The sequence below is a fragment of the Synechocystis sp. PCC 7509 genome, assembly GCF_000332075.2.
Taxonomy (GTDB): domain Bacteria; phylum Cyanobacteriota; class Cyanobacteriia; order Cyanobacteriales; family Chroococcidiopsidaceae; genus Aliterella.
This window is the reverse complement of sequence record NZ_ALVU02000001.1, coordinates 2,852,340-2,879,001: the sequence shown is the minus strand read 5'-3', so window position 1 is coordinate 2,879,001 and position 26,662 is coordinate 2,852,340. Positions and strand designations below refer to the sequence as shown.

Genomic DNA, 26,662 nt, shown 5'->3' with positions numbered 1-26,662 from the left:
TTAATAGCTAAAACTGTTGCCAAAATATTATTGATGTTGAGGCAAGTATAGCTAAACTACAAAACTAGGTAGTAAATATAATAAGTAGTTTGGGACTTGGGCAAGAAAACTAGAGCTATAGAGAGCGATTTTTACCTGAATGTTTTTTCCCGATCGATGCGAAACCTATGCAAAATGATGTAGCGATAACAATTCAATGTTCCAATGAAGCCTGCAAAGCAACTAATAATGACACGGATAAATATTGTCAGCAATGCGGTACGCCTATAAACAAACGTTACTTGTGGGCTGTAGGCGCAGGATCAGACTACAAAGTTGGCGACATGGCTCAATCACGCTATTTGCTGCTAGGCGATCGCATTTTTTTGGATACATTGCCCAGTAACCCCCCAGACTCTCGCTCTACAGACATTTCTCACGATATTAAACCTTACTTAAGACTGGTTTCCTATCGCCTACAAATACCTCAAGTCTACGCTTGGCTACTACCACAAGAGCCAGAAAAAACCAAAATATTGCTGCTAGAAAACGCGGCTATTTATAGCGATGCCGAAAGGGCAGGGCAGCTAATGCCACAATTAAGCGCAGTATGGCAAGATGCTACTTCTTTGCGCCAATTGCATTGGCTGTGGCAAATTGCGGGTCTATGGCAACCTCTAAGCTCTGAAGGGGTAGCTTCTAGCTTACTTAACTCTCAACTAATCAGAGTAGAACAATCCATTGTCCACCTCTTGCAATTGCAACTTGTTGATGGGGAAACAAAGTCGCCAACCCTATCTCAATTAGGCGAATTATGGCATCAACTGATACCCGAAGCCAAGCCAGCAATTAGCGAGTATTTAGAACGAGTTTGTTATGGGCTAATAACGGGAGAAATCAGCCACCCAGACGATTTAATTACTAGCTTAGAAAAAGCGATTGCTGAGTGCGGAAGGTCACTCTCTTACAAAATAACTAATAGCACCCTAACCGACCAAGGTCCCAGCCGTCAACGCAATGAAGATGCTTGCTTTCCAGCGAGCGGGACTACAAAAACTAACGAAAAAGCCGCACCAATTGTCTCAACTTTAACAATTGTCTGCGATGGCATCGGCGGACACGAAGGTGGAAATGTTGCCTCAAACTTAGCTATTGAAACTATTGTCCAGCAAGCAGAGCAACTAAGTTTAGCCCCAACAAGCGATGATCACCCCCTAATTGGCGCTCTAGAACAGGCAACCCACGTCGCCAATGACCGGATTAGCGATCGCAACGATAGCGAATATCGCACTGGTCGTCAACGCATGGGAACAACTTTAGTGATGGCTGTAGCGTACCAGCAACAAATGTATATCACTCATGTAGGTGATAGCCGCGCTTACTTGATTACTCGTACTGGTTGCCATCAAGTAACTCTAGATGACGATGTAGCCGCGCGAGAAGTGCGTCTTGGCTATTCCCTTTACAGCACTGCTGTGCTTGCGCCTTCCTCTGGCTCGTTAATTCAAGCTCTCGGCATGAATTTAGCCCTGCACCCGACAGTAAATCGATTTATCCTAGACGAAGATTGCGTATTTTTGCTGTGTTCGGATGGTTTGAGCGATTACGATCGCGTCGAACAATATTGGGACACAGAAATTCTCCCCATTCTTGAAGGCAAATTTCAAGTTACAAACGTCACTGCCCGACTAATTGAAATTGCTAATACTCGCAACGGTCACGACAATGTAACCGTAGGCATTATTCATTACCAAAGCAACTTTGTAGAACCCTCTGATCACCTTAGCCCCTCTTTGGCGCTTGTAGACTCAAATCCGGTGCAGGAAGAAGCTATTACAGAGGAAACTCCCGAAACTCCCGAACCAATTGTCGAGCCTGCTACCATTCCTACAGAGATATTAGCGATCGCACCCAAAAAATCCGCGTCTACAAAAATTATTTTGGGGCTAACGTTATTATTGGGCTTGGGTGGATTAGCTTATTTATTTATGAAGCCAGTGTATAACTTATTTAAACCCGAAGTTCGCTCTAATCCCCTAACTACGAAGACGGACAAGATTTCACCTACCGAGACTGCGCTGGAAATAGACTTAAAATCGGTATTTCAAATTAAAACATCAACAGCAGTAACCGTTGACCAAGTAAATAACTTACCACTGCGCCAAGAACCGGAAACAACTGCAAGTAACGCCTTAGTAGGGGCGATTTCTCCTGGTAATATCGTCCAAGTTGCCGATCGCAAAATCACCTTAGATCGGCAAAAATGGCTGTTGCTCAAAGTCTGCGCCAGCACTACCCAAGTAGACGATTTGAGCGGTTGGATTCCAGAAACTGAGCTTGTCGCCGTTATTGAAAAAGCTCCCGCAAATACCTGTTTTGTCTCCTCAAATACCCAGCAATCCCCCGCTAATAATTCCAGCGTAGAATTGCCAAATTAACTAAAAATTTTAATTTTATGCTTAACCTGGGTTGACCGCCGTTAACTTAAATTGCCTGCAAAATAAACAAAAAGTTTCTCGGAAAATTAAGTAAAAACTCGTTAAACTAAGAAAAAATGTTTATAAATGCCAGTATAAATTTAATGGGTGCTAATGGCTGTGTCTGATCCATGCCTAAATTTGGCGATCGCCCGTCTTTCTACTATTGGCAATCAAAGCTTTGCTATTTGGGTAGTCAATGCTCCCTACGTGGCAGGCTCGATTTTAAACGACTGCTTTTGGTCGCCAGAACTAACGCAGTCCTGGCAAGCATGGCAAGAAATGTTCGCTCTCGATCGATTAATTGATCATACCTTTAATCCCTTAATCGAAATGCTACCATCCCTTAGTCCTGTTGCCTCAAAAAACGGTCAAAGTAATAATTACAGCAGTCGATTAATGCAAGACTTGGGCATTAATCTATCGAATTGGCTATTTCAAGGCTCAATTTTAAATACTTTAGAACACAGCATTGGCATAGCTAACGGCAAAAATAAACCTTTAAGGTTGCGTCTAGATATTCGCGATCCCGATTTGATTGCTTTACCTTGGGAAATTATGCAATCTTTTCCTGGTAAACCATCAATATCACTATCGCCGCACTTATTATTTAGCCGCACCACCAATAATGTTGAATCGCTACCGACTTTACCTGTTAGTCAAAGTTTAAATGTTTTACTGGCGATCGGCGCAAATACTTCCGCCCCAACCAAACTAAACGCCTCTAATCAGTACTTGCATTTAGAAAAAGAAGCCGATATTCTAATTAAAGCGCTTACGGGTTATGGCTACGAGAATAGTAGGGGTGCAGGAGTCAAGTGCGAGGTTGATACCTTAATCCAACCCACCCCAGAACAACTAATAACCCAGTTAGAAACTAAAAATTATAATATTTTCTTTTATGCAGGTCATGGACTTAGTGGGCCCGATGGCGGCATCATATATTTACAGCCAGAGCGAACAATTAATGGTACAGAACTAGGGCAAGTATTAACTCGTTGCCAAGTAAAACTGTGTGTATTTAATGCCTGTTGGTTAGCTCAACCAGCAATTAGCAATCGCCAAGCCTTACAAAATAGTTCCCTAGCTGAAGTATTAATTCATCATGGCGTACCCGCAGTTTTGGGAATGCGCGACCAAATTACCGATGAAGAAGCGCTAACTTTTATTCAAACTTTTGCTCAAGCTTTAGCAGCTAGACATTCCATTGATAGAGCCGTAGCGATCGCCAGACAGCAACTATTAACTATCTATAAATTTAACTTCCCTGCTTGGACGTTGCCGATTCTGTACTTACATCCAGAATTTGACGGCGAACTTGTCCGCCCAGCACAAGAGGAAATCACTCAACTCCCAGAAAATTCCCTTTCAGGAATTAGAACAAGACCCCTCAAAGCTTCTTTGCGATCGCTTAGTGTCCCCAAAAAAACCTGGTCTTTGCAAGCTGGGTTTGCGCTTTTAGGTCGAATTAATGAAAACAACGATATTGCGATTGAAGAACCTTGGATTAGCAAACAACACGCCAAAATTTTTTGCCGCAATGAAAAGAAAGATGGCAAAACTGTACCAACTTTCTTTATTAGCGATAATTCTCGTTTCGGCACACTGATCTTTGATCGCGATGGTTGGCAAAACATTCATCGGCAAGAAGTTCCTTTGCGATCGGGAATGCAAATAAAGTTTGGTTGCTCTCAAGGCGAGACGTTTGAATTTATAGTCGAAACGTGAACCAGCTAAATCCTTGATTGTCAGTCATATTACCGCTAGAAAATTGAGCCATAACATACATCTACTTATAGCGAGGTAGTGGATAATTAAAGAATTTCTTAAATATCTGCCTAAAGATTTCATTTCTGTTACGGAAATAGCCGTACCATCGCTGTATCTATTCTTAGGATGTTTTTAGAGTAAGAATGTATTAGGAGTTACAACACATGATGCACGAACCAACAAACCCCCCAATGTCCATTGCAGAACTAGAAATATTATCGCTATTAATAGAATCAGGAGATGAGATTTATCCTTGGGATACAACAACATTGGCTGCCGAAGCTTATTTTAGTGAAGCCGAACAACAATTAGCAATAAGCAATGAACTAGAACAAGAGTTAATCGCCAAAGCACCTAACTTTTTAAGTCAACTAGACGGGCTTTGGCTGGCAAATACACCAAAACAAGATTTGCAAACTAAGTTATCTGCACAATTTGCCGCCCACGTGCCGCAAAAGTGGTTAGAAGCAATCTCTCGGCAAGCAAGTCAAGTAATTAACAACCAAAAATCCCTAGGCGCACAACTGGTACAGTGTGTAAAAGAGTTAGTACCCAATTGTTTAGAGGAAGATTTGCTAGTCCTTGCTCGTCCCTATGCTTATGCTATGCGTAGCAATCCCAGCAATGGAACTATGCCGCTAGAGATTACACCCGAACAATGGGCAAATTTATCAGAAATTCAGCAAGCAAAGTTTAGTTTGGCGATCGCGCGTTACGCTTTAGAACAACTCCAAGCCCAAGAAAATCCTTAATCTGGCGATCGATGTATTTATTATAATTTGCTTGCCGAAATACTTATTAGCTTAAAAATATCTACTTCGTGTTTATTTACGTTGCCCCTACTTTTCGAGCGTAAAAATAAATATATTTACTGGGGAGACTAGCTAATTGTAGGTAATATAGAGACTGTGCGTTTTTCGAGCGTCCATTAGACAATCAACGGCAGTCAATAAACTTTAAACACAATGGAACAAGATCGAAAGTCAACAGTTGTTATTACTGGTGCGTCTTCAGGTGTTGGCTTGCAAGCAGCCAAAGCTCTTGCTCAAATGGGAACATGGGATGTAGTGATGGCTTGTAGAGACTTAACCAAAGCCCAAGATGCCGCCCAAGCATTAGGAATGCCCCAAGACAATTACACGGTGATGCTACTTGACTTGGCTAATTTAGAAAGCGTGCGTCAGTTTGTCCAAAACCTAAGAGAAAGCGGTAAAGCCATAGACGCTTTGGTGTGCAATGCTGCGGTTTACCTACCTTTACTAAAAGAACCCTTGCGGAGCGTTGACGGCTACGAATTGAGTGTTGCTACTAACCACCTAGGACACTTTTTGTTATGTAACCTTCTGCTTGAGGATCTCAAAAATTCTTCAGATTCTTTCGCACCAAGACTAATCATTTTAGGCACAGTCACGGCTAACCCCAAAGAATTAGGTGGCAAAATACCCATCCCTGCACCTCCCGACTTAGGAGCGCTTCAAGGTTTTGAGGCAGGATTTACAGATCCCATTGCGATGATTGACGGCAAAAAGTTCAAACCGGGTAAAGCTTACAAAGATAGCAAACTCTGTAATGTTTTGACTATGCGTGAATTGCATCGGCGCTATCACGAATCTACAGGTATTATTTTTAGTTGTGTTTATCCTGGTTGTGTTGCAACTACAGGACTTTTCCGCCACCACTATCCTTTATTTCAAAAACTTTTCCCACTTTTTCAAAAAAATATTACTGGTGGATTTGTGTCGGAGGAACTAGCTGGGGAAAGAGTAGCCGCCGTCGTGGCACAACCTCAATACAATCAATCGGGTGTCTATTGGAGTTGGGGGAATCGCCAGCAAAAGGATCGCCAATCGTTTGTGCAAGAAGTCTCTAACGAAGCTAGCGACGATCTCAAATCTAAGCGTTTGTGGGAGCTAAGTGCAAAGCTGGTAGCACTTGCTTAAGCAAGGGTACAAACGCAAAGAGCAGACTAGGAGTCTGCTCTTTAAAAATAATTGTTTGAGTGAGATATAACCCATCACAGATATTATTTGTAGCTGTGATGGGGTTAAATTAATGTCCTAGTTCCTGTCGGAATCGAAGTACATTAATTTAACTCAAGCAATTTTTAGTAGCGGCGAGAGTATCCACCGCTATTGTTACCTTGTCTACCACCAGACGAACCGCCTCTATCTTCTTTGGGTTTGGCTTTATTGACTTTTAATGCCCGACCCATCCATTCAGCGCCGTCTAGAGCTTCGATTGCTGCTGTTTCTTCTGCTTCTGTACCCATCTCTACAAAAGCGAAGCCTCGCGCTCTACCAGTTTCCCGATCTGTGGGAACTTGAACGCGATTGACAGTTCCGTATTCAGCGAAAACTTGTTTGAGGTCATCTTGTCCTACTTCATAGGATAGATTACCGACGTAAATTGACATAAGAGGTCTCTAGAATCATAGGTTGATGAGAGTTAGATTCGGAGAGAGACTTATCATTATAGATAAAAATAAACTGCACAACCGAATGTAATCTTCTATAAGAAGCTAACACATATATTGAACTTATGTTGCTAAGTTAGTGAAAAACGTTAAAAAAGTTAAATTGAGGACTTCAACACTAAGTTAATTAAGAATAGTAGTAGCAATAACTATTTCCCCAAACGCTGTCGTACCAAAGAATGTGTACCTTTGGAGACGAGGTTTAGGGAAAATGCCTAATAGACTTGGATAGTGCCGGAAAAAGTCAATACAGACAGACTACAGCCCTAGCAGTTGGATAATTGCGACCATAACTACTTAAACCATGCTCAACACTGGTACAGAAGGCTTTTGCTGGACTTTGCGCCAAGCTTGGGGTGGTGCGCCGTGATGCTGACGAAACTGGCGAGAAAAATGACAAGTGTTTTGATAACCCAAAGCGTTAGCAACTTGTTCTACTGATTGGTCGGTATTTTGGAGTAAAGAACGCGCTGCTACCATGCGGCGCTCGACAATCCACCGATTTACTGTCTGTCCTGTTTGGCTCCCTACTCGGTTAGTTAAGTATGCTGGGGAATAACCAACAGCTTGAGCAACATCGCATAAAGTAATCGGCTGATGGTAGTTTGCTTCAATAAATTTAAACACTTCCTGTAGTTCGGGCGCTGAGGGAAAAATTGACGGGTTTACCTTTTCTGTTACTGGCTTTTGAGCCGAAGTATTGGCGTACCACGATCGCAAACAAGCCCGCTTTTCCAATCGAGTCGCGATCGCTTTTAACAATTCTCCTATAGTGGTTGGCTTTGTCAAATAATCATCTGCGCCCAATTCCATGCCTTTACGCAATTCAGCTTTGCTTACACTTGCTGTCAAGAAAATAAACGAAGTAATTGCTGTAAGTGGATTTTGACGTAAGGTTGTCAGCACTCCATAACCGTCAAGTTTGGGCATGGCAACATCGCAAATTACTAAGTCAGGTAAGTGCTTTTGAGCTTGGGTAATTCCTTCTAAGCCATCTTCTGCACCCATGGTATAGTAACCTTCGCAGTTTAAGCAGTCCATAAAGATGTTGCGGGTACTTGCATCATCTTCAATTACTAATATTTTTGCTGACGATTGTTGACTCATAAAATTACTTAAGTTATTTAGTGTGTATTTTTTATGTGGGGAGAACAACGGTAAATGTACTTCCTTTACCTATTTGGCTAACTACAGAGATATTCCCGCCATGCACTTCGACAAGCATTTTCACCATTGATAATCCAAGTCCTGTACCTGGCAATTTGCCAACATTGCTACAGCGATAAAATGGCTCGAATAGTTGGGTGAAGTCGCCTTCTGGTATGCCGATACCGCAATCTGTAACTTGAAAAGCGATCTCTGCGTCTATTTGCGTCACCTCTAATTTGACGATGCTATTGGCTGGTGAATATTTGGTTGCGTTCGAGAGCAAATTAGTGATAATTGGCTCTAACAATTTTTTGTCTAAGTAAACTTGGCGATCGCAATTATTAATTAAGACAATCTGCGGGCGATCGTTACTAGCTAATTGAGCCTGCAACACCAGATCGCGGCAAAATTGGTCTAAATCTATCTCCGTAGGCTCAAAACTTAATTTTGCTACTTCTAGCTTGCTAAAAGTCATGATTTCTTCTAGCAACCGATCTAGTTGTTCTACGGCTACTTGAATATGCGCCAAATACGGGAGCTTTTTGTCTTCACTCCATTGGGAAATATGGCGTTTTAGTAAGTCGGCGGAGAAAGAAACAATGTTTAATGGTGTGCGAAACTGATGGCACAACATGGAAACAAAACGCTCTTTTAGTTCGCTAACTTGTTTTGCTTGCTCTAAAGCTTGCTTAACTTCTGCTTCGGCATTTTTGCAATTAGTAATATCAATGGCGGTTACAAGTTCGGCTGGTTTGCCCTCAAACTCCAGTAATCCTACAGAACAAGCTAGCCAACGCGTGTCACCATTTTTGGTTACAAGCTTCATTTCTTGATACTGTGGATAACCATTTTGCTGTGTAGGCGTAAGTCGAACTATTAGCTGTGATAAGTTAAATTTCTCGGTTAATAGCTCTTGTTTTGTATATCCAGCGATCGCTTCTGTTGCCGAATTGACATAACACAGGCGTGAGTTTCTGATTATAAAAATAATTGCCTCAGTTTTTTCTGCTAAGGTGGCAAAACCATTTTCATTTTGTTTTAACGCCTCTATTGTCAAGCTAAATTCGCTAATATCCCATATACTCCACACTCTACCGATAATTTCTCCTTCTAATAATTGCGGCTTTGAGTGGTGAGCAAAAGTTCTACCATCAAGTAGTTCTAAAATGTCATAGCGCTCACTATCGTCTTGAATTGGTGCTTCCCATACGGCTTTACGGAAGGTTTCCGGATCTTTTACTTTGTTTTCAAAAAACTTTAGACTGTGGGGGCATTTTTTTGAAAGTATTACTCCTTGGGGAACTTGCCACATATCTATAAATTTCTGGTTGTAGCTAAGAATTTCGCCTGTAAAACTGAGAGCGACAATGCCATTTGCTGTTGATTCTAAAGTAGATTGCAGCAAGGAAACAGAATTAGCTAATTGGTTTTGGCTTTGTTTTAGTTGCGAAACTTCCTGACGCAGATATTGGTTTGTTTCCAGTAATTTTGTGGTGCATTCTTGTACTTTCGGCGCTAAGTTATCATCGATAGTTTGTTTAGCAAAGATGCAACAAAAATCTCCATCTTCTTGAGCGGAGTTGATGATAAGTTCTACCGGAATTATTTTCCCACTTCTTGCTTTGTAGCGAGAAGTTAAATTTAGGCGCTCTTTTTGCTGTAAAGATTGCCAGCATTTTGACCATTGAGCGAGTTCAAAACTTGGTTCTATATCTGCCAATGTCTTTGATAGCAACTCTTGGCGCGAGTATTGTGTCAACTTACACATTGCCTCATTGACGTAAAGCAATTGTCCTTCTATTCCTACACAAAAAGTGGCGTTTGGCGATCGCTCTATCAACGCTTTTATAAGTTGCAGTTGGTTTAATTCTTTTGAGTTGGATCGAACTGAAATATAATTACTGTTCACAGTTCTATTCACTCCTGTGGATTATTTCAATGGGCAATAATGCGTTTTTAATTTATCTCTCAATGAACTCCAATTGATTTGTTTCCTTTATCCTATTACGATTTCATAAATCTTTACATATAATTATTTTCTCTTAGTAAAACTTGTGTCTAATATGTGTGTAACTTAGAAATTCGCTTCTGTTAAAAGTTTTGACCCTATCAATAAAGCGTTGGTTTGTCAATGTTCTATGAGTATAAGTTTTAGCAAATCCGTAGGACAATATTTATTGAAAGCTTTACCCCTACTTTGTTTCGCTCGATCAAAGGATTAAGTTTTCTGTCATAAATACTCTGTGTTACTAAATAATCCCTTTGTATCCAAGACTTTTGTCCAAATTGATATTTGCCCTTTTTGCTTCGATTAAGATTAAATTTATTCTCCTAACAGACTTAAACTTACAATCATAATTTTTTCACCAACTTATCCTACTAAAAGTAGAACTATCGTCTCTCTAAAGATGCAAACAGTATTAATTAGTTGAGGATCTGCAAATACCGCTAAAAATGTTATGCAGATTGCCTTATAAAGCTTAACATTTGAGCTTGGTAGCGATTCTATGTAGTAAAAAATACAAATTAATTACACCGTAAAATCGATGGTTTCTGTTAAGTATCTATCAAAAGGAATAAATCATAAACTTAAGCATAGACAAGGTTTTCAGCCTCAAGAGGATCAAAAGAATTGCTATAGCGATCGATAAAATATTCATTGCCGCGACTAAGGCAGATACCGTAAATTTGTTACCGGAAGCACTGCGTTAGATTTGCCTCTACCGTAAAAATCATTGGTCACACCCGTTGACATCTGTTAACTATTTTGCATTAGCAAAACTACTCAGTAACTCAACCTCAAACTGAGTTTTTGATATTACTTATTTTCGATGTTAGCAAGTGCTACTAGCCCCTGTCCTAAGTTCGGCTACAAATTTTATGAGTAATTAAAAGCAATGACTGAAAACTATACTCACGCAACTCCACTTGACAATATAACTTACAAAGAATTTGAATCAAATAACTTTGAAATATCCCCGCAAATCGATTCTACTTATGATTACATTCAACCGGAAGAAGTAAGCAATGATGTAGCTCAATCTGACGCATCGCTTACTGTAGCGGCGGCAGTAGTGGCAATGTTAGAAGAACTAGGGGTAGGCTGTGCCTTTGGAGTTGCTGGGGGAGCAATGGCGACTCTTTGGGGTTCTTTGTCAAACAGCCTCATGCAAGTATTGAACTTTCGCCATGAAGGAGGTGCAGCCTTTGCCGCCGTTGAAGCTCACTTTGCAACCAATCGCCCAACGGTAGTGTTTACAACTGCTGGGCCAGGAATTACTAACGCTTTGACGGGGCTATTTGCGGCTCGTGGAGAAGGAGCGAAGGTAATTTTTTTGTCGGCTTGCACCTCTGCGCCACAACGCGGTAAATGGGCAATTCAAGAGACAACAGCTTACACCCTGCCTAGTGAAGGTATCTTTACATCTGGAGCATTATTTAACTATGCAACGACTGTAGAATGCGCGGCACAATTACCGCAAATTTTCCGTAGGCTTGCTTTAGGGTTATCGCAACCAGGGGGATTTGTAGCGCATTTGAGCATTCCTACCGCCGTACAAACAAGCTTGGTGGAGCAGGAGTTGCCGAGATTAGACTTGCAATGCGATCGCTCGATTCCCAGCCTTAACACAATTTCTAAGTGCGTCAGCAAATTAACGGAGGGAAAATTTGCGATTTGGGTAGGTTTTGGGGCAAGAAATGCCGCCAAGGAAATTCTCGCCCTTGCCGAAAAAACGGGAGCGGCGGTAATGTGTTCGCCCCGCGCCAAAGGTATTTTTCCAGAAAATCATCCGCAATTTATTGGAGTCACAGGCTTAGGCGGTCATTCGTCAGTAATGACCTATATGCAGGAGCATAAACCTTTATACGTATTGGTACTGGGAACTCGTTTAGGAGAACCAACTTCATTTTGGAGTCAAGCAATGATTCCTAGAAGTGGATTTATCCATGTAGATATCGATTCCCAAGTTCCGGGAGTAGCTTATCCTCACGTTGAAACCTTGCCCATCCAGGCAGATATAGAGGTTTTTGTGCAAGAGTTACTAGCGCAAATGCCAGCAATAGAGACAACTGATAGCTGTTTCCCAAACCCCGAAATTGAAACTATAGCACCGGGTACAGATAACTTAGTGCGTCCAGAAGTGCTGATGTCAGAGATTCAAAAAATCCTAGTTGAAGGCACAGATGCGGTAGTTATGGCAGAGTCGGGCAACTCCTTTACTTGGTCAACTAACTTGTTGCGATTTGATCAAACAGGGCGCTACCGGGTAAGTACGGGAGTAGGAGCAATGGGTCATGCGGTAACGGGAGTAGTGGGGGCAGCGATCGCGCGTCAGGGTCTTGCTGTCGCCATTGTTGGCGATGGGGCAATGCTAATGAACAACGAAATTAGTACCGCCGTAAAATACCAAGTTCCGGCAATTTGGATTGTCCTCAACGACGCTCGCTACAATATGTGCTTCCAAGGCATGAAGCTTTTGGGATTAACAGGAGCGGATGCTTTAATTCCCGAAACAGATTTTGTAACTATAGCGCGGGGAATGGGTGCGGATGGCGTGCGCGTTACCAGGGAAGCAGATTTGACGGCGGCGTTGGAAAAAGCGATCGCTGGCAATGGCCCATTTGTAATTGATGTCCTTATCGATCCGAGCCGTCCCGCACCCTCTAAAGGGCGCAATCAAGGATTAGCAGCGCAAGGCGTTAAAGCAACTAATACTGCTAAACAAGTTTCCTTTCCCTTGGTTTAATCATTCGTTTTGCTTTTAATTGGAGAGCTATCGTGAAGCTTTTTGAAACTGTTGAAGAAATGGGTCACGAGCAAGTTCTTTTTTGCCACGGACAAAACCCAAACATCAAAGCAATTATTGCTATCCACGATACGAGCTTAGGGCCAGCGATGGGAGCAACCCGGATGCTGCCTTATGTTGATGAATCTGCCGCTTTAAAAGACGTTTTGCGTCTAAGTCGCGGTATGACCTACAAAGCTGCTTGCGCCAACATTCCTGTCGGCGGCGGTAAAGCGGTAATTATTGCCAATCCCGCCGAAAAATCCGATGAGTTATTTGAGGCTTACGGGCGATTTATTGAGAATCTGAACGGGCGTTTTATCACCGGACAAGATGTCAATATTACCCCTCAAGATGTTTGCACAATCCGCCGCCAAACTAGCTATGTAGTGGGGACTTCCGAAAAATCTGGAGGCCCAGCGCCAATTACCGCTAGAGGAGTGCTTTTAGGCATCAAAGCCGCCGTCAATTTTCGCTTGCAAAACCGAAGTCTAGAAGGGCTAAAAGTTGCCGTCCAAGGCTTGGGGAATGTGGGAGGAAATCTGTGTGCGTACCTACACGAGCATGGGGTGGAGCTATACGTTACTGATGTCAACCGGGAAAAAGCAGAACAAGCAGCTTCATTGTACGCAGCTAAAGTTGTTGACCCTGACGAAATTTATGGCTTAGACGTTGATGTTTTTGCCCCTTGTGCTTTGGGAGGGATTTTAAATAGCGAGACTATCGGGCAAATCAAAGCGCCCATTGTTGCTGGAGCGGCAAATAATCAGCTAGAAAACGAGCAACAGCACAGCCAAGCATTGAGATTAATGGGCATTTTATATTGCCCAGATTACGTGATCAATGGCGGCGGACTGATTAATGTTTACAACGAAATGATTGGTTATGACGAAACCAAAGCTTTTCAACAACTAAACAACATTTACGACACCTTGTCAGAGATTTTTGCGATCGCCCATCATGCAGAAATTACTACCTATGAAGCTTCTCGGCGTTTAGCCCAGGAGCGGATTGCTAAAGCTAAAAGTCTAAAAACACAGGAGTGATCGGTGGAAAAAAATACATTTGCTACCTCTGCTTTTATCGCCACAACCCCAGAAACGGCTTTTGACTACCTGTCTAAGTTGGAGAACCTAGACGAGTGGACATTATTTAGCCGCATGATCGAACAAATTGACGCAGATACCTGGCTGGGTACAGCTTCTGGCTATCAAAACAATTTGTATTATCACATCAAAAAGTTACAGCACCCGCTTTTTTACGGCATTGAGTGGCACTGTGGCGTTGAGTACAACCAATACTTTCAAGTTTACCCCGTGTTGCTTTTTCCTCCCGAATATATAGAACCGGGAACTGACGAGCAAGGAGTTTACTTTCACTGGTTGAGCTTTGTCGATCCGATTCGTCGCCCACAGATGATTATGGAAGGGATTCATACGGTGCATAGTTCCGAGTGTCGTTCTTTGAAGGGCAACTTAGAGCGCAAAGCTGGACTTACTCAAGCAGCCAAGGGGCGCTACTACATTGATGTAGACACTATGTATATTGATGCACCCGTAGAAATGGGAGCTGAATATTTAAAAGATGTCCGCAATCTAGACGAGTGGGCGCACTTATTGCATCCTAGGGGCGAAATTATGCCCGAATCAGGAGAATTTGTCGATGAATACGGGCAAAAAGTCCAAGTTAAATTCCGTATAAATAATTTGAGTAAATACTACCTACTCGAACAGGAATATTTTTATCCTGACTACAACTATTACCAGAAGTCGCCAGCGATTTTGATTCCTTGTGCTTATGCTTTTAACGATCCTTCCGCATCGGGATTTATTCAGCATCGGATTAGTTTTTGGAAAGTAGGCGAAACTCTGCCTCATGGCAAGCTTCAAATTGAAGACTATGGCGCGGAAAGCATGAATATCAAGCGCACTCTCGAAGCAAAAGCAGGTAATACCGAAACTTTTGCGCGTGGGATGAGCTATATTCCTCGCTCCTTAGTAGGTGCAAAGTAGGATGATGAGCAGAAAGAAGTTACTCATTCTAGCTATCTTTGCGGCTTTGTTTCCGCAAAATGCCTTAGCTGCAACCTTCTCGGTAGTTGTAGAGGGGTTAGATAATGCTAGAGGTTTGAGTTTTGCTCCCGATGGCGCTCTCTACGTTACTGAAGCCGGATCGGGTGGTACGGGGGCTTGCGTTCCCTCGCCCACTGGTGGCAATTTGTGCTACGGAACTAGCGGTGCCGTTACCAAAATTGCTAATGGTAAAAGCGATCGCGTTTTGACAAATCTACCTTCTATAGCTTTAGCTGATGGTACTAGCTCCTTTGGCGCTCAAGACATTAAGTTCGATTCTCTGACGGGCAATCCTTATGTGCTGATTGGCTACGCCGCCGATCCAGCTTTGAGAGACACAGCTTTAAATAGTCCTGACTTGGGCAAGCTAGTTGCAGCAGACTTTACTACTAATTCGTGGGAAGTTGTTGCCGATTTCTCTAACTACGAATTAGCTAATAATCCCGATAACGCAGATGTTGGCAGCAATCCTACAGCTTTTGTTCTTGATGGAAACCGTGCGATCGCCGTTGATGCGGGAGCAAACGCTCTACTCAGCGTCGGAATCAATGGTAGCAACTTACAACCAATTGCTACTTTTGCTCAAGAAGTCTTAACTAATCCCCTCTTTCCCCCAACGGATTCTGTCCCGTTTGATCCTACTCAAGTTCCACCACCGGAAGCAGCGCCACCCGCCGCAGAATTTGCCATTCAAGCTACACCCACTGGCGTAGCCAAAGGCCCCGACGGTGCTTACTATGTCAGTCAGTTTACTGGCTTTCCTTTTCCTGAAGGTGGAGCGAGGATCTATCGCATCGATGCGGAGGGGGAAACCAGCATCTATGCTGACGGATTTACTCAACTGACTGACTTGGAATTTGATGCTGAAGGCAACTTGTATGCCTTGCAGTACGCCAACGAGTCAGCCTGGAAGGGGAATTTTGATGGCTCAGTCATTCAAATATCCCCCGATGGGACACAGACAACGCTCCTGAGTGGAGAAGGGCTAGTGTCGCCTTCTAGTTTGGCGGTTAGCCCCGATGGTGAAGTTTATATCACCAATCAAAGCGATCGCCCAGGCTTAAGCCAAATTCTCAAACTTGACAACCCGAAGCCAGTTCCCGAACCTACGTCCGTTCTCGGCGTACTAGCTTTTAGCGCTTTGGGACTTAAACAGTGGCACAAAAAGCGACTTTTTAATCGCCACTGGCGAATATAGCTTTGTAGAAGTTTTCTCATTAACCAAATTTCTCAACCTATCAGTACATCAAAGTTGAAAATATGAACTTCAAGTTATCTGCTTTTACCTTTTTGTCTTTCTGTTTTGCTACGGTTGTTAGTGGACCCACAGCTCAAGCGGTTTCTCTAACTACCATTGTTTCTGGAGTTAGTAACGCGCGGGGTGTAAGCTTTGGGCCTGATGGTACGCTCTACGTCGCAGAACCAGGTATTGGCGGTAGTGGAAATTGCCAACCTTCTCCTAGTACGCTGTTTCAGCCAATTTGTGCGGGCAATTCTGGTTCGGTTGTCAGAGTTAAAACTGACGGTCAAACCGATCGCATATTTAATGGTTTTCAGTCTTTAGCCGAACAACCTTCGGGCAACCAGGGAGCAGGGCCACAAGACCTACAATTTGATTCTTTTGGTAATGCTTACTTACTTAGTGGATTTGCTGGCTATCCAGGAAACCGTGACACCGAAACTTTAGCTTTAGGTTCAAAATATCCCATCCCAGAAACACAACTTGTTACTTTTCCTCCATCAACACCGGACAGTGTTTTAAACACCCCAAACTTAGCAAAACTATTTAAGGCTGACTTAGAAACTGGAGCGCTGACAGAAATATTTGACTTTGCCAAATACGAAATTGCTAATAATCCTGATGGTGGGGATATAGTTACTAATCCTTACGATCTAACTATTAGTGGTGATACAGCTTACGTGATTGATGGCGGCGGCAACGTGGCTTACAACATTAAGCTCGATAGCAGTGAAGTGAAAGCAACCCCACTACCATTAAACGTTATTACCAACCCGCAACTTCCAGAACTTCCCCCAGGAGCAGAATTGCCACCAGGACTAATCAACTTCTTGCCTCCTGATGAAAACGGTAATCCTCGGATCACCATTCAATCTGTACCCACTGGTGGCACGATTGGACCGGATGGAGCATTGTATGTTGGTGAATATTCAGGCTTTCCTTATCCCCAAGACCAGGCGCGGATCTTCCGCATTGATGAAGACGGTGTACCCGAAGTTTTTGCTGAAGGGTTTAACGCGATTACGGAACTAACTTTTGACAAGGATGGCAACTTGCTAGTTCTCCAATTTAGCGACGTTTCCCAAATTGGCAGTCCAGATATCACCAACTTACCAGGTTCTTTGATCCAACTAGCTCCCGATGGAACGCGCACAACTTTAGTATCGGCGGGAGAAGGACTAGAATCGGCGGATGGTTTGGCGATTGGGCCCGATAACCAGATTTACGTTACAACTCGTGGCGTTGGACCCAGTAACGGCAGCGTCGTGCGGGTAAATAGAGGCGCAGAACCCGTACCCGAACCTACTTCTGTGTTGGGAATATTAGCTTTGAGTGCGGCGGGACTTGGCTCTAAGTTCAAGAGCAAGTTGAAAATGCAAATGCAAAAATTCAAAGCCTAGTCAATAACTGGCGATCGCCCTTAATAAATTTTGGGCGATCGCACTAGGCTTAGTCCGCATAAACCATACACAAATAGGAGTTGAAAATCATGGAATTAGTAAAAAATCTCTCATTTGCGATCGTAAGTTCGGGACTAATGTTTTTAGTTACAACCCAAGCTCAAGCAGCATCAATAAGTTTATCTTACGATAGTTCCATCGGTAGACCAGCTAACTTCGCCGCCGGAGAAAATCCGTTTACTCCAGGTACGATTGCCATCCCCCAAGGCATTGCGGTACAGGAAGGAACAGGAAACGTCTTCGTGGCTAATGACGTAACCGATCAAATCCAGGTGTTCAATTCTGAGGGTAATTTTCTTCAAGCCTTTGGCGGTAAGGGTAGCGGGCCTGGGCAATTTGACGGGCAATCAGCGATCGCCTTTGAACCGAATACTGGAAATTTCTATGCGGGTGATGTTGTCAACAACCGCATTAATATATTCGATCCCCAAGGTAACTATCTCAAATCCATTGCTCAAGGTCAATTTAGCGGATTAGTTGAAGGCAGACCTTTCTACGGCCCATCGGGGATTGTATTTGATAATAACGGCAATGGATTCGTGGGTGATTATAGTAGCGATCGCATCTTGAAATTTAATTCATCAAGTGGCGAAGTAACTGGTTCTATTGGTAGCAACGGCACTGCGCCAGGACAATTTCAAGGACCATCAGGCGTAGGAATCACGCCTGATGGAAATTTAGTCGTAACTGACCAGTTCAACAACCGCATTCAAGTGATCGATCAAGAAGGCAAGGCGCTGCTAACTTTTGGCAAACAAGGCACTGGAGACGGAGAGTTCAATCAGCCGATTGATGCTGAAGTAGACGAGGAAGGCAACATCTACGTGACGGATTCTATCAATAGCCGCGTCCAAATATTCGATAAAAGTGGTAACTTTCTGAGTGCCTTTGGCGAACCTGCCCGTGATGCAGAAGGAAATGTCGTACCACCTTTAGCGTTGGGCGCACCCTCTCCCTATGGCGATCCCCTAGACCTCGAACCAGGGAAGTTTAATTGGACGGCAGGTTCAGACCTAGTAGATGACAAGCTTTATGTAGGCGATTTCTTCCAAGGTCGCGTTCAAGTATTAAACGTCAATAGAACTGAACCCGTACCTGAACCTACTTCGATGTTAGGTTTAGCTGTTTTAGGTGGTGGTGCATTAATGGGCAAATTAAAGCAACGTCAAAAGCAAAAAGCAGTAAAAGCTTAAGCGCCATCCAAAAAGAGGAGCATCCTAAGATAACTTGAATTCCTTTGCTCCGACAAAAAAGAGCAGATGCTATTAGACCTCTTGCGTAAACGATCTTTTGCCCCCCTAGCCCCCCAATTCTGGGGAGAATCGGATCGGAAGTCCCGGATTTAGGGGGGCGATATTGGATTTATACAAGAAGTCTATTGCGCTCAAATTAACTGTCTGCACAATTTTTTGAATCCAACCCAATAGGAGTAAGACAAATGGCTGATAACACGACTACAGGTAGCAATACTCAAGACTTAAATGAACTCCTACGGCAATCACCCTTTGGCCCATTGTTAGATATCGAAAAAGCTGATGGTAGTAAGGTTACAGTAGGGGATATTTTTGGTAATCTTGGTGCGCCCGGTGGTAGTAATCCTTTTGCTGGTGGCGCTGGTTTTGGTGGAAATTCGCCCTACGGTGGTAATCCTTTTGCGGGTGACAATTTCTGGAACTTGTTTGCTGGCGGTGTTAACCCTTCTAACACTACAGGTAACGCTCCTGCTGGCGGTGGAATTCCTAGTGGTAGTAATGGTACTCCAGTCAATCCTTTTGCTAATGATGACAGCTTTTGGGAGATTTTTGGTGGCGGCGTAAATCCAGCAGAATTTTCTAGCAATAACATACCTATTTTTGCTGGTGGTAACAGCCCCCAAGGATTTCCTACTAATGGCTCAAGTACCCCAGTTCCCGAACCTTCTTCTGTACTAGGTTTAGCAGTAATTGGTTTAGGAATTGCTGCAACTAAATTCAAGCAACATCAACGACGGACGGCAAGAGTCTTTAATAAATAAACGCAACTAAAAGATTAAAAGACAAATAATAAATGTATCCAAAGACATAAATAATTTGTCTTTTTAATCTTGATTTGTTCGATAACATAATTGGCAAATAGGAGGACTCTTACTTATGGCAACTAATGAATCTAGCATTAGTAACTTTTTTGTTGGCAATGGTAATAACAATCCTTACAGCAATGGTGGGGGTAGTAGTAATCCCTTTGCTGGTGGTGGCAGTCCTTTGACTGATGGTGATATTTCTAAGTTTTTTGCTGATGGTGAAAATCCTTTTGCTAACGGCGATATTTATAACCTTTTTGCTAATGGTGAAAACCCCTTTACTAATGGTGAAAATCCTTTTGGGGCAAACCAAGACTTGGGCAGCAACAATGCCACTATTGGTAATGGAAATTGGAACTTGAGTAGTAACAATGCCGTTATTGGTAATGGTAATTGGAATATAGATTCAGCAAGTTACAACGGTACTATTGGTAATGGGAATTGGCTTCGAGATGAGGCAAGCTATAATTCAACTATTGGTAATGGCAACTGGTATTGGAACTCTAGTAGCAAAAATTCCACTCTTGGTAATGGTAATTGGAGTTTTGGCAAAGATAATTCAACCATTGGCAATGGTAATTGGAATTTTGGTAAAAATAACGTAATTATTGGTAATGGCAATTGGTTATTTACTGATAACAACGTAATTATTGGTAATGGCAACTGGTTTTTAGATGGTAAATCTACCGCAAGTCAAAATATTGACACCTTAAAAACACTGTTTCCAGAGTTGAAGTCAGATGTTGATAGTCTAGTTGGTTCGATAATGGGCGAATTTGGCAAAGAATTCACTGGCTTTACTACTGATTTTGATGCCGCCCAAAGCAAAACTTTGGAGCAACTTATCCTTTCTCAAGGTAATGGCTCGACGCTAGAATCTTTTTCTGAAAGCGATTTGTCACAATTTTTTGCTTCCTTAAATGGGATTTCTGGTGACTTTCCCAAGGGCGATCCTAGGTGCTTTATAGCCTGTCCTGATAGCGGTGGTTCTGTACCGACAAAACCCGTTCCCGAACCATCTTCGGCGCTATCGCTTCTTGGGTTGGGATTAGTTTATTTTCTATGGGCGAAGAAGTTTAAGGCAAAAGAAAAGCTTAAGTTGAATAACTAAGAGTTAGGAATTTTGTTGAGTAAACACTAATTTTTACTGATAAAAATTAGTGTTTTAACTTAAACGCGCCCAAACAGTAACTATTTTAGTAGTTCGAGGTACTTTAATGAAAACTGCGATCGCTACCACTAGCAATTTACTTCGTGACTGGGTTGCCCAGCATACCACTACTCAAGGTTTGGCTTGGCTAGATAGTAAATGCCAACCAATTGTTGATGGTGCAGCATTGCGGGTATTTTTCACAGCTTTTAGCGCTGTACCTCGCTATGTAGGCAAAGAAAAGTTATCGCTAACAATGGAGCAATTACAATCAGCCCAAAAAGTGCGATCGCATTGGCATCCGCAATTTTGGACTAGCGACGGAGCGGCGCGAATTTTACTATTATTAGCGCTACCTCACAATGACGCGGCAGAATATTTAAAAGTTTTGGAGCAGCTTTTTACCACCGCAGATATGGGGGAATTGGTCGCCCTTTATCAAGCTTTGCCGCTTTTACCATACCCCGAACAGTACCGATTTCGGGCAACTGAAGGGGTGCGTAGTAATATGATTCCCGTATTTAATGCGATCGCATTATACAATCCTTACCCGCAAGATTATTTTGACGAATTGGCGTGGAATCAAATGGTACTCAAAGCGCTGTTTGTAGGTAGTCCTTTGCGAGATATTCAAGGCTTAGAACTTCGCGCTAATCCAACCCTTGGTCAAATGTTAACCGACTACGCCAACGAACGATTGGCAGCTAATCGCACGGTATCGCCGGAACTTTGGCAATTAGTAGAACTTATAAAATCAAAACCATAACAACTATGTTTATAGATCCTCATATCCACATGACCGCGCGGACAACTTACGATTATCTGATTATGCGCGAATCAGGCATTGTGGCAGTAATTGAGCCGGCTTTTTGGCTAGGACAACCCCGCACTAATGCCGGATCGTTTCAAGATTATTTTAGTAGCTTGGTAGGCTGGGAGCGGTTTCGTTCTAACCAATTTGGGATTCAACATTACTGCACTATGGGCTTAAATCCCAAAGAAGCAAATAATGAAGCCTTGGCGGCGCAGGTATTGGAATTATTGCCTTTATTTGCTTGTAAAGAGGGTGTAGTTGCCATTGGTGAGATTGGCTACGATGACATGACCCAAGCTGAAGATAAATGTTTTCGAGCGCAATTAGAACTTGCCAAAGAGTTAGATATGGTGGTGTTAATTCACACTCCCCACCGCAATAAAAAAGCTGGGACAAGCCGGAGTATGGATGTCTGCATAGAGCATGGGGTAGATCCAACTAAAGTAATTATTGACCACAATAATGAGGAAACGGTCAAAGAAGTTTTAGATCGGGGTTTTTGGGCAGCTTTTACAATTTACCCGCATACAAAGATGGGTAATGCGCGGATGGTGGAAGTTGTACGTCAGTATGGATGCGATCGCATTATTGTTGATAGCAGCGCCGATTGGGGCATTAGCGACCCCTTAGCAGTGCCAAAAACAGCGCAGTTAATGTTAGATCGGGATATTTCTGCCGACTATGTCAATACTGTTTGTTACAAAAATGCTTTAACAGCTTACAGTCAAAGCGGACAAATGAAAGAATCGGACTGGTTAAACCCGCAACCAATAGATCAACGTCAATCTTTTAATGATAACTCCGTCCTGCGCGGACAAGAGCCAGTAGTAGAAACGGCGAGTAATTACGCCTTAATTGAGTAGAGGTACTAAATGACTACTGTATTAAAGCCTAATTACCGCTTAAATACTCGTATTTGGGCGTATTTGCAACTAATGCGTCCGGCAAATATTGTTACAGCTTGGGCGGATATTCTTACAGGTTTTGCAGCTTCCGGCGCAGCAATAGATACTCCTCTAGCTTGGCTAATCCTGGCTACAACGGGACTTTATGGCGGCGGAGTGGTGTTTAATGATGTTTTTGATGCCCAGTTAGACGCAATAGAGCGCCCCGAAAGACCAATTCCTACGGGTAAAGCTTCGGTTTTTGGGGCAACTATATTAGGAGTTGTACTTTTAACTATAGGTATAGTGGCGGCGGCGCAAGTTTCGTTAATTAGCGCGGTAATTGCGGCATTTGTGGCAATGGGGGCATTAATTTATGATGCCTGGAACAAACACAATGCGATCGCAAGTCCTATAAATATGGGTCTTTGTCGTGGTGGCAATTTACTCTTGGGTGTGAGTGCAACCCCTGCAATGGTTGGGGAACTATGGTTTTTAGCACTCATTCCTATTTTTTATATTGCCGCAGTTACAGCCATTAGTCGCGGCGAAGTACATGGCGGTAAAAGTAGCACAGGGAAACTAGCTTTATTATTACTGGCGATCGCGCTTTGTGGAGTTTTGGCTTTAGGATTGTTGCCAAACTACTTTATTTTGGCAGTTTTACCATTTTTAGCTTTATTAACAGTGCGAGTATTTCCGCCTTTTATTGCTGCTACTTACAATCCCAGTGCCGATATTATCCGTAAAGCTGTAAAAGCTGGGGTTTTGTCGCTAATTATTTTAGATGCGAGTATGGCGGCGGGTTTTGCTGGCTTTGTCTACGGCTTGCTAGTGCTGGGTTTGTCTTTTGGTTCTATAGCTTTAGCAAAAGTCTTTGCTGTAACTTAAATCATGTTAATTGACATTTTTCACGATACGGCTTGTCCTTGGTGTCGGATTGGCAAAAAACAACTGTTTGATGCGATCGCGCTTATAGAACACGAGACAATAGATATACGTTGGCATCCTTTTCTTTTAGATGACACAATTCCGGCTCAAGGTGTAGGGTTTCGCTCCTTTATGAAGCTGCGAAAAGGTATAGGTGCAAATCAATTGACGCAGCTATTTAACTATGCAACCCAATCGGGGGCAAAAGCTGGAGTCAAGCTAGATTTTGACAAAGTTCTTTTGGCTGTCAATACAACGCTTTCTCATCAGCTAATTGCGCTGACACCAAAAACCCATAAAAACGTCATTGTTGAAGCCGTTTATAAAGCTTACTTTGAAGATGGGCTAAATATTGGCGATGTTAACGTTTTAGCGCGTATAGGTAAAGATTTTGGCTTTGACGAAAGCAAGCTAAAGCAGCAATTAAGCGGCGATGCGGCATTAGCTGAAGTAATGACAGCAGCAGAAGCCGCAAGAAATCGAGGTATCAGCAGCGTGCCATTTTTTGTCATCAACAACAAAGTTAGCATCAGTGGTTCGCAATCGGTAGAAGTATTTATCCAAGCAATGCAACCGGAATTTTCCGCTATTTAATAACTATGGCGACTAATACTAAATCAAAAATCTCTTACAATTTAAAACCAATTGAGCAATGCGTCCCGGTTAGTTTTCGTTATGATGTTCTGTTTACAAATGGACTATTTCAAGTAGGAAATCCATTACTAGCGCAAACGATTGTTGCTGAGGGTGGGGAAACCACTAGAGCGATCGCAGTTGTAGATTCTGGTTTAATGGAGCATCATCCCCAGATACTTGCTCAAATCACTGACTACATCAATTTTTACGGCGAGGTACTAACTTTAGCTACCGAACCAATGGTAGTTCCTGGAGGAGAATCAGCCAAAAATGACCCCCAGTTATTAACGCAGATTCACGAAGTTATCAACAATGTTGGGTTGTGTCGTCATTCCTACGTTTTAGCAATTGGTGGTGGCGCAGTGTTAGATATGGTAGGTTACGCCGCCGCTACCGCTCATCGGGGTGTTAGGCTTATTCGCATTCCTACAACTGCATTGGCGCAAAATGATTCGAGTGTGGGGGTAAAAAATGGAATTAATGCTTTTGGAAAGAAGAACTTTTTAGGCAGTTTTGCCGCACCTTACGCAGTTTTCAATGATTTTAACTTTTTGACTACGTTGAGCGATCGCGATTGGCGATCGGGCATTGCTGAAGCAATTAAGGTAGCTTTAATTAAAGATGCTGACTTTTTTGATTTTATTGTGTCTAATGCCAAACAGTTAGCGCAGCGAGACATGGAAGTTATGCAGCAATTGATTTATCGTTGCGCTCAGTTACATTTAGAACATATTGCTACTAGCGGCGATGCTTTTGAAATGGGTTCTTCTCGTCCTCTCGATTTTGGTCACTGGGCGGCGCATAAGTTAGAACAATTAACTGATTTTCGCTTGCGGCATGGGGAAGCGGTAGCAATTGGTATTGCCCTTGATAGCACTTATTCTTACTTGTCTGGGCTGCTATCTCGAACCGAATGGCAACAAATTATTAATACGCTTGTGGCTATTGGGTTTACTTTATCTGTTCCAGAACTTGCTGAACAACTAAATTCTCCTCCTACTTCTCGGTGTTTACTTGGCGGGTTGATGGAGTTTAGAGAGCATTTAGGGGGCGAATTGACTTTGATGCTTTTAGAAGGAATCGGTCAAGGGGTCGAGGTGCATGAGGTTGATGTCTCTATTTATTTGGACGCTATTAGGGAACTGTTGGCGCTTTAAAATGCTTTTCTAAATTTTCAATATAAAACCAAATATTGGGGGGTCTGCCCCCCAAACCCCCCATTGGGGGACGAGTTGCCTCCCCCAAACCCCCTGCAAACAATGTCATATCTGTAAGTGTTCGATCTCTGTGCGTCCTAGCTAGTAGTTAGGTGAGGGTTTAGAAAATTAATGTCATATCTGTAAATGTTTGATCTCTGTGCGTCCTAGCTAGTAGTTAGGTGAGGGTTTAGAAAATTAATGTCTTATCTGTAAATGTTCGATCTCTGTGCGTCCTAGCAGTAGTTAGGTGAGGGTTTAGAAAATTTCCGCCTTTTATATCGACTTTTTTACGATCGAAAACAAAAATTATGCAAATCGGTAAAGACAATATCCATCTAACTTACTGCACTAATATTCATCCTGGCGAAGGTTGGAATGAAGTTTTTGCCAATTTAAAGCATTATATCCCTGTTCTAAAGTCGCGCTTATCTCCAGAAAACTCTTTTGGGATTGGACTGCGTTTAGCAAACATTGCTGCAAAAGAACTATTAGAAAAAGATAATTTAACTCAATTTCAGTCTTGGTTAACAAATCAAGACTTGTATGTATTTACTCTCAATGGCTTTCCTTATGGCGGATTTCATCACCAAGTTGTCAAAGATGCCGTTTATTCGCCGGATTGGTCTACACAAGAACGTTTAGATTACACAATCAATTTAGCTAAAATTCTCTCCGCTTTATTACCTCAAGGTATGGAAGGGGGGATTTCTACTTTACCTATATCTTACAAACCCTGGTGGAAAGGCGATCGCATTGCCGAAAGTCACATTTTCAATTCTAGTTGTCTTAATCTTGCTTCCCTCACTGCTGAATTAATCACAATTCGCCAGCAAACCGGGAAACTCATACATCTAGATATAGAACCTGAACCCGATGGATTGCTCGAAAATACAACAGAAGTAATTGATTTTTTTACTAACTGGTTACTCCCAGTTAGCGGCGCAATTCTATCTAAATCTTTGGGTATCTCTCCCAAATTAGCCAAGACGCAATTACTCGAACATATTCGTATTTGCTACGATACTTGTCATTTTGCAGTGGAATACGAAAACCCGGCTACGGTTTTTGCTCGTTTTCAGGACTCTGACATCAAAATCGGTAAAATTCAGCTAAGTGCAGCAATAAAAGTTGCTTTACCTACAAATAGAGAGGTTTTACTAGCACGTTTGTGTCCTTTTGCTGAATCTACTTACTTGCATCAAGTTATCGAACGTTACTCAGATGGTTCATTGCATCATTACCCCGATTTAGTTACAGCTTTACCACATCTAAAAAATTCAAAAGCTCAAGAATGGCGATCGCATTTTCACGTACCTATTTTTATCCACGATTATCAACTTTTGCAATCTACCCAAGATGATATTGTGGCAGTTTTGCAATTACTCCAAGCAAATCCTGTTTGTCAGCATCTAGAAATTGAAACCTATACTTGGGATGTTTTACCACCAGAAATGAAAATCGATATACTCGCATCTATCCAAAGAGAGTATGAGTGGGTATTACAAAAAGGCTTGGCGATTCAACCACAACCTGCTGCGATCTCCTAAGGATTTTCTAAACAAGATTATTCCATGTTTTCCCCC

Annotated in this window: 21 protein-coding genes; 18 read left to right on the top strand and 3 right to left on the bottom strand. The window is 42.5% G+C overall.

Annotation, left to right across the window (positions count from 1 at the left end; genetic code table 11):
* Window positions 1-167: 167 nt before the first annotated feature.
* From SYN7509_RS25985 to SYN7509_RS0214310, 4 genes are all read left to right on the top strand, one after another.
* Complete coding sequence (locus tag SYN7509_RS25985; RefSeq protein ID WP_009631728.1) at window positions 168-2,417, top strand: protein phosphatase 2C domain-containing protein; 2,250 nt, start codon at window positions 168-170, stop codon at window positions 2,415-2,417.
* 153 nt (window positions 2,418-2,570) lie between these two features.
* Window positions 2,571-4,184, top strand: coding sequence for a CHAT domain-containing protein (locus tag SYN7509_RS0214320; protein ID WP_009631727.1), 1,614 nt, complete (start codon window positions 2,571-2,573; stop codon window positions 4,182-4,184).
* A gap of 206 nt (window positions 4,185-4,390) precedes the next feature.
* A complete protein-coding gene (locus tag SYN7509_RS25980; protein ID WP_009631726.1) occupies window positions 4,391-4,978 on the top strand; it encodes a hypothetical protein in 588 nt (195 codons plus the stop codon).
* Between the two features lie 213 nt (window positions 4,979-5,191).
* Complete coding sequence (locus tag SYN7509_RS0214310) at window positions 5,192-6,166, top strand: protochlorophyllide reductase (protein ID WP_009631725.1); 975 nt, start codon at window positions 5,192-5,194, stop codon at window positions 6,164-6,166.
* A gap of 164 nt (window positions 6,167-6,330) precedes the next feature.
* Here the strand turns inward: SYN7509_RS0214310 and SYN7509_RS0214305 are convergent, their stop codons facing one another.
* From SYN7509_RS0214305 to SYN7509_RS28565, 3 genes are all read right to left on the bottom strand, one after another.
* On the bottom strand, window positions 6,331-6,639 hold the full coding sequence (locus SYN7509_RS0214305) for an RNA recognition motif domain-containing protein (RefSeq protein WP_009631724.1): 309 nt from the start codon (window positions 6,637-6,639) through the stop codon (window positions 6,331-6,333).
* 357 nt (window positions 6,640-6,996) lie between these two features.
* Complete coding sequence (locus SYN7509_RS0214300; protein ID WP_009631723.1) at window positions 6,997-7,806, bottom strand: response regulator transcription factor; 810 nt, start codon at window positions 7,804-7,806, stop codon at window positions 6,997-6,999.
* Between the two features lie 31 nt (window positions 7,807-7,837).
* Window positions 7,838-9,757, bottom strand: a complete 1,920-nt coding sequence (locus tag SYN7509_RS28565; RefSeq protein ID WP_009631722.1) for a PAS domain-containing sensor histidine kinase — start codon at window positions 9,755-9,757, stop codon at window positions 7,838-7,840.
* A 988-nt stretch (window positions 9,758-10,745) separates the two neighbouring features.
* Between SYN7509_RS28565 and scyA the strand changes: the two genes are divergently transcribed.
* The 14 genes from scyA to eboE all read left to right on the top strand — a co-directional run bounded on the left by scyA (window position 10,746) and on the right by eboE (window position 26,626).
* On the top strand, window positions 10,746-12,596 hold the full coding sequence (scyA, locus tag SYN7509_RS0214290) for a scytonemin biosynthesis protein ScyA (protein ID WP_009631721.1): 1,851 nt from the start codon (window positions 10,746-10,748) through the stop codon (window positions 12,594-12,596).
* Window positions 12,597-12,628: 32 nt separating this feature from the next.
* Window positions 12,629-13,681 (top strand): tryptophan dehydrogenase ScyB, encoded by a 1,053-nt coding sequence (scyB, locus tag SYN7509_RS0214285; protein ID WP_009631720.1) that lies wholly within the window; start codon window positions 12,629-12,631, stop codon window positions 13,679-13,681.
* A gap of 3 nt (window positions 13,682-13,684) precedes the next feature.
* Window positions 13,685-14,647 (top strand): scytonemin biosynthesis cyclase/decarboxylase ScyC, encoded by a 963-nt coding sequence (gene scyC, locus SYN7509_RS0214280; RefSeq protein WP_009631719.1) that lies wholly within the window; start codon window positions 13,685-13,687, stop codon window positions 14,645-14,647.
* Between the two features lies 1 nt (window position 14,648).
* Window positions 14,649-15,905, top strand: coding sequence for a ScyD/ScyE family protein (locus SYN7509_RS0214275; protein WP_148297991.1), 1,257 nt, complete (start codon window positions 14,649-14,651; stop codon window positions 15,903-15,905).
* A gap of 62 nt (window positions 15,906-15,967) precedes the next feature.
* Entirely contained in the window at window positions 15,968-17,347 is a 1,380-nt protein-coding gene (locus tag SYN7509_RS0214270; protein ID WP_009631717.1) for a ScyD/ScyE family protein, read from the top strand.
* An 89-nt stretch (window positions 17,348-17,436) separates the two neighbouring features.
* A complete protein-coding gene (scyF, locus tag SYN7509_RS0214265) occupies window positions 17,437-18,600 on the top strand; it encodes a scytonemin biosynthesis PEP-CTERM protein ScyF (protein WP_009631716.1) in 1,164 nt (387 codons plus the stop codon).
* Between the two features lie 245 nt (window positions 18,601-18,845).
* Entirely contained in the window at window positions 18,846-19,421 is a 576-nt protein-coding gene (locus SYN7509_RS0214260) for a PEP-CTERM sorting domain-containing protein (RefSeq protein WP_009631715.1), read from the top strand.
* A 115-nt stretch (window positions 19,422-19,536) separates the two neighbouring features.
* Window positions 19,537-20,577: a PEP-CTERM sorting domain-containing protein gene (locus SYN7509_RS25970; protein WP_009631714.1), complete on the top strand. Its 1,041-nt coding sequence runs from the start codon at window positions 19,537-19,539 to the stop codon at window positions 20,575-20,577.
* A 106-nt stretch (window positions 20,578-20,683) separates the two neighbouring features.
* Complete coding sequence (locus SYN7509_RS0214250; RefSeq protein WP_009631713.1) at window positions 20,684-21,382, top strand: EboA family metabolite traffic protein; 699 nt, start codon at window positions 20,684-20,686, stop codon at window positions 21,380-21,382.
* Window positions 21,383-21,387: 5 nt separating this feature from the next.
* On the top strand, window positions 21,388-22,293 hold the full coding sequence (locus SYN7509_RS0214245) for a TatD family hydrolase (RefSeq protein WP_009631712.1): 906 nt from the start codon (window positions 21,388-21,390) through the stop codon (window positions 22,291-22,293).
* A gap of 9 nt (window positions 22,294-22,302) precedes the next feature.
* The gene (gene eboC, locus SYN7509_RS0214240) at window positions 22,303-23,205 is read left to right on the top strand and encodes a UbiA-like protein EboC (RefSeq protein WP_009631711.1); all 903 of its coding nucleotides are present in this window, start codon (window positions 22,303-22,305) and stop codon (window positions 23,203-23,205) included.
* Between the two features lie 3 nt (window positions 23,206-23,208).
* Window positions 23,209-23,838: a DsbA family oxidoreductase gene (locus SYN7509_RS0214235; RefSeq protein WP_009631710.1), complete on the top strand. Its 630-nt coding sequence runs from the start codon at window positions 23,209-23,211 to the stop codon at window positions 23,836-23,838.
* A 5-nt stretch (window positions 23,839-23,843) separates the two neighbouring features.
* The gene (locus SYN7509_RS0214230) at window positions 23,844-25,037 is read left to right on the top strand and encodes a 3-dehydroquinate synthase (protein WP_009631709.1); all 1,194 of its coding nucleotides are present in this window, start codon (window positions 23,844-23,846) and stop codon (window positions 25,035-25,037) included.
* Between the two features lie 350 nt (window positions 25,038-25,387).
* A complete protein-coding gene (gene eboE, locus SYN7509_RS0214220) occupies window positions 25,388-26,626 on the top strand; it encodes a metabolite traffic protein EboE (protein WP_009630368.1) in 1,239 nt (412 codons plus the stop codon).
* The last annotated feature ends 36 nt before the right edge of the window (window positions 26,627-26,662 follow it).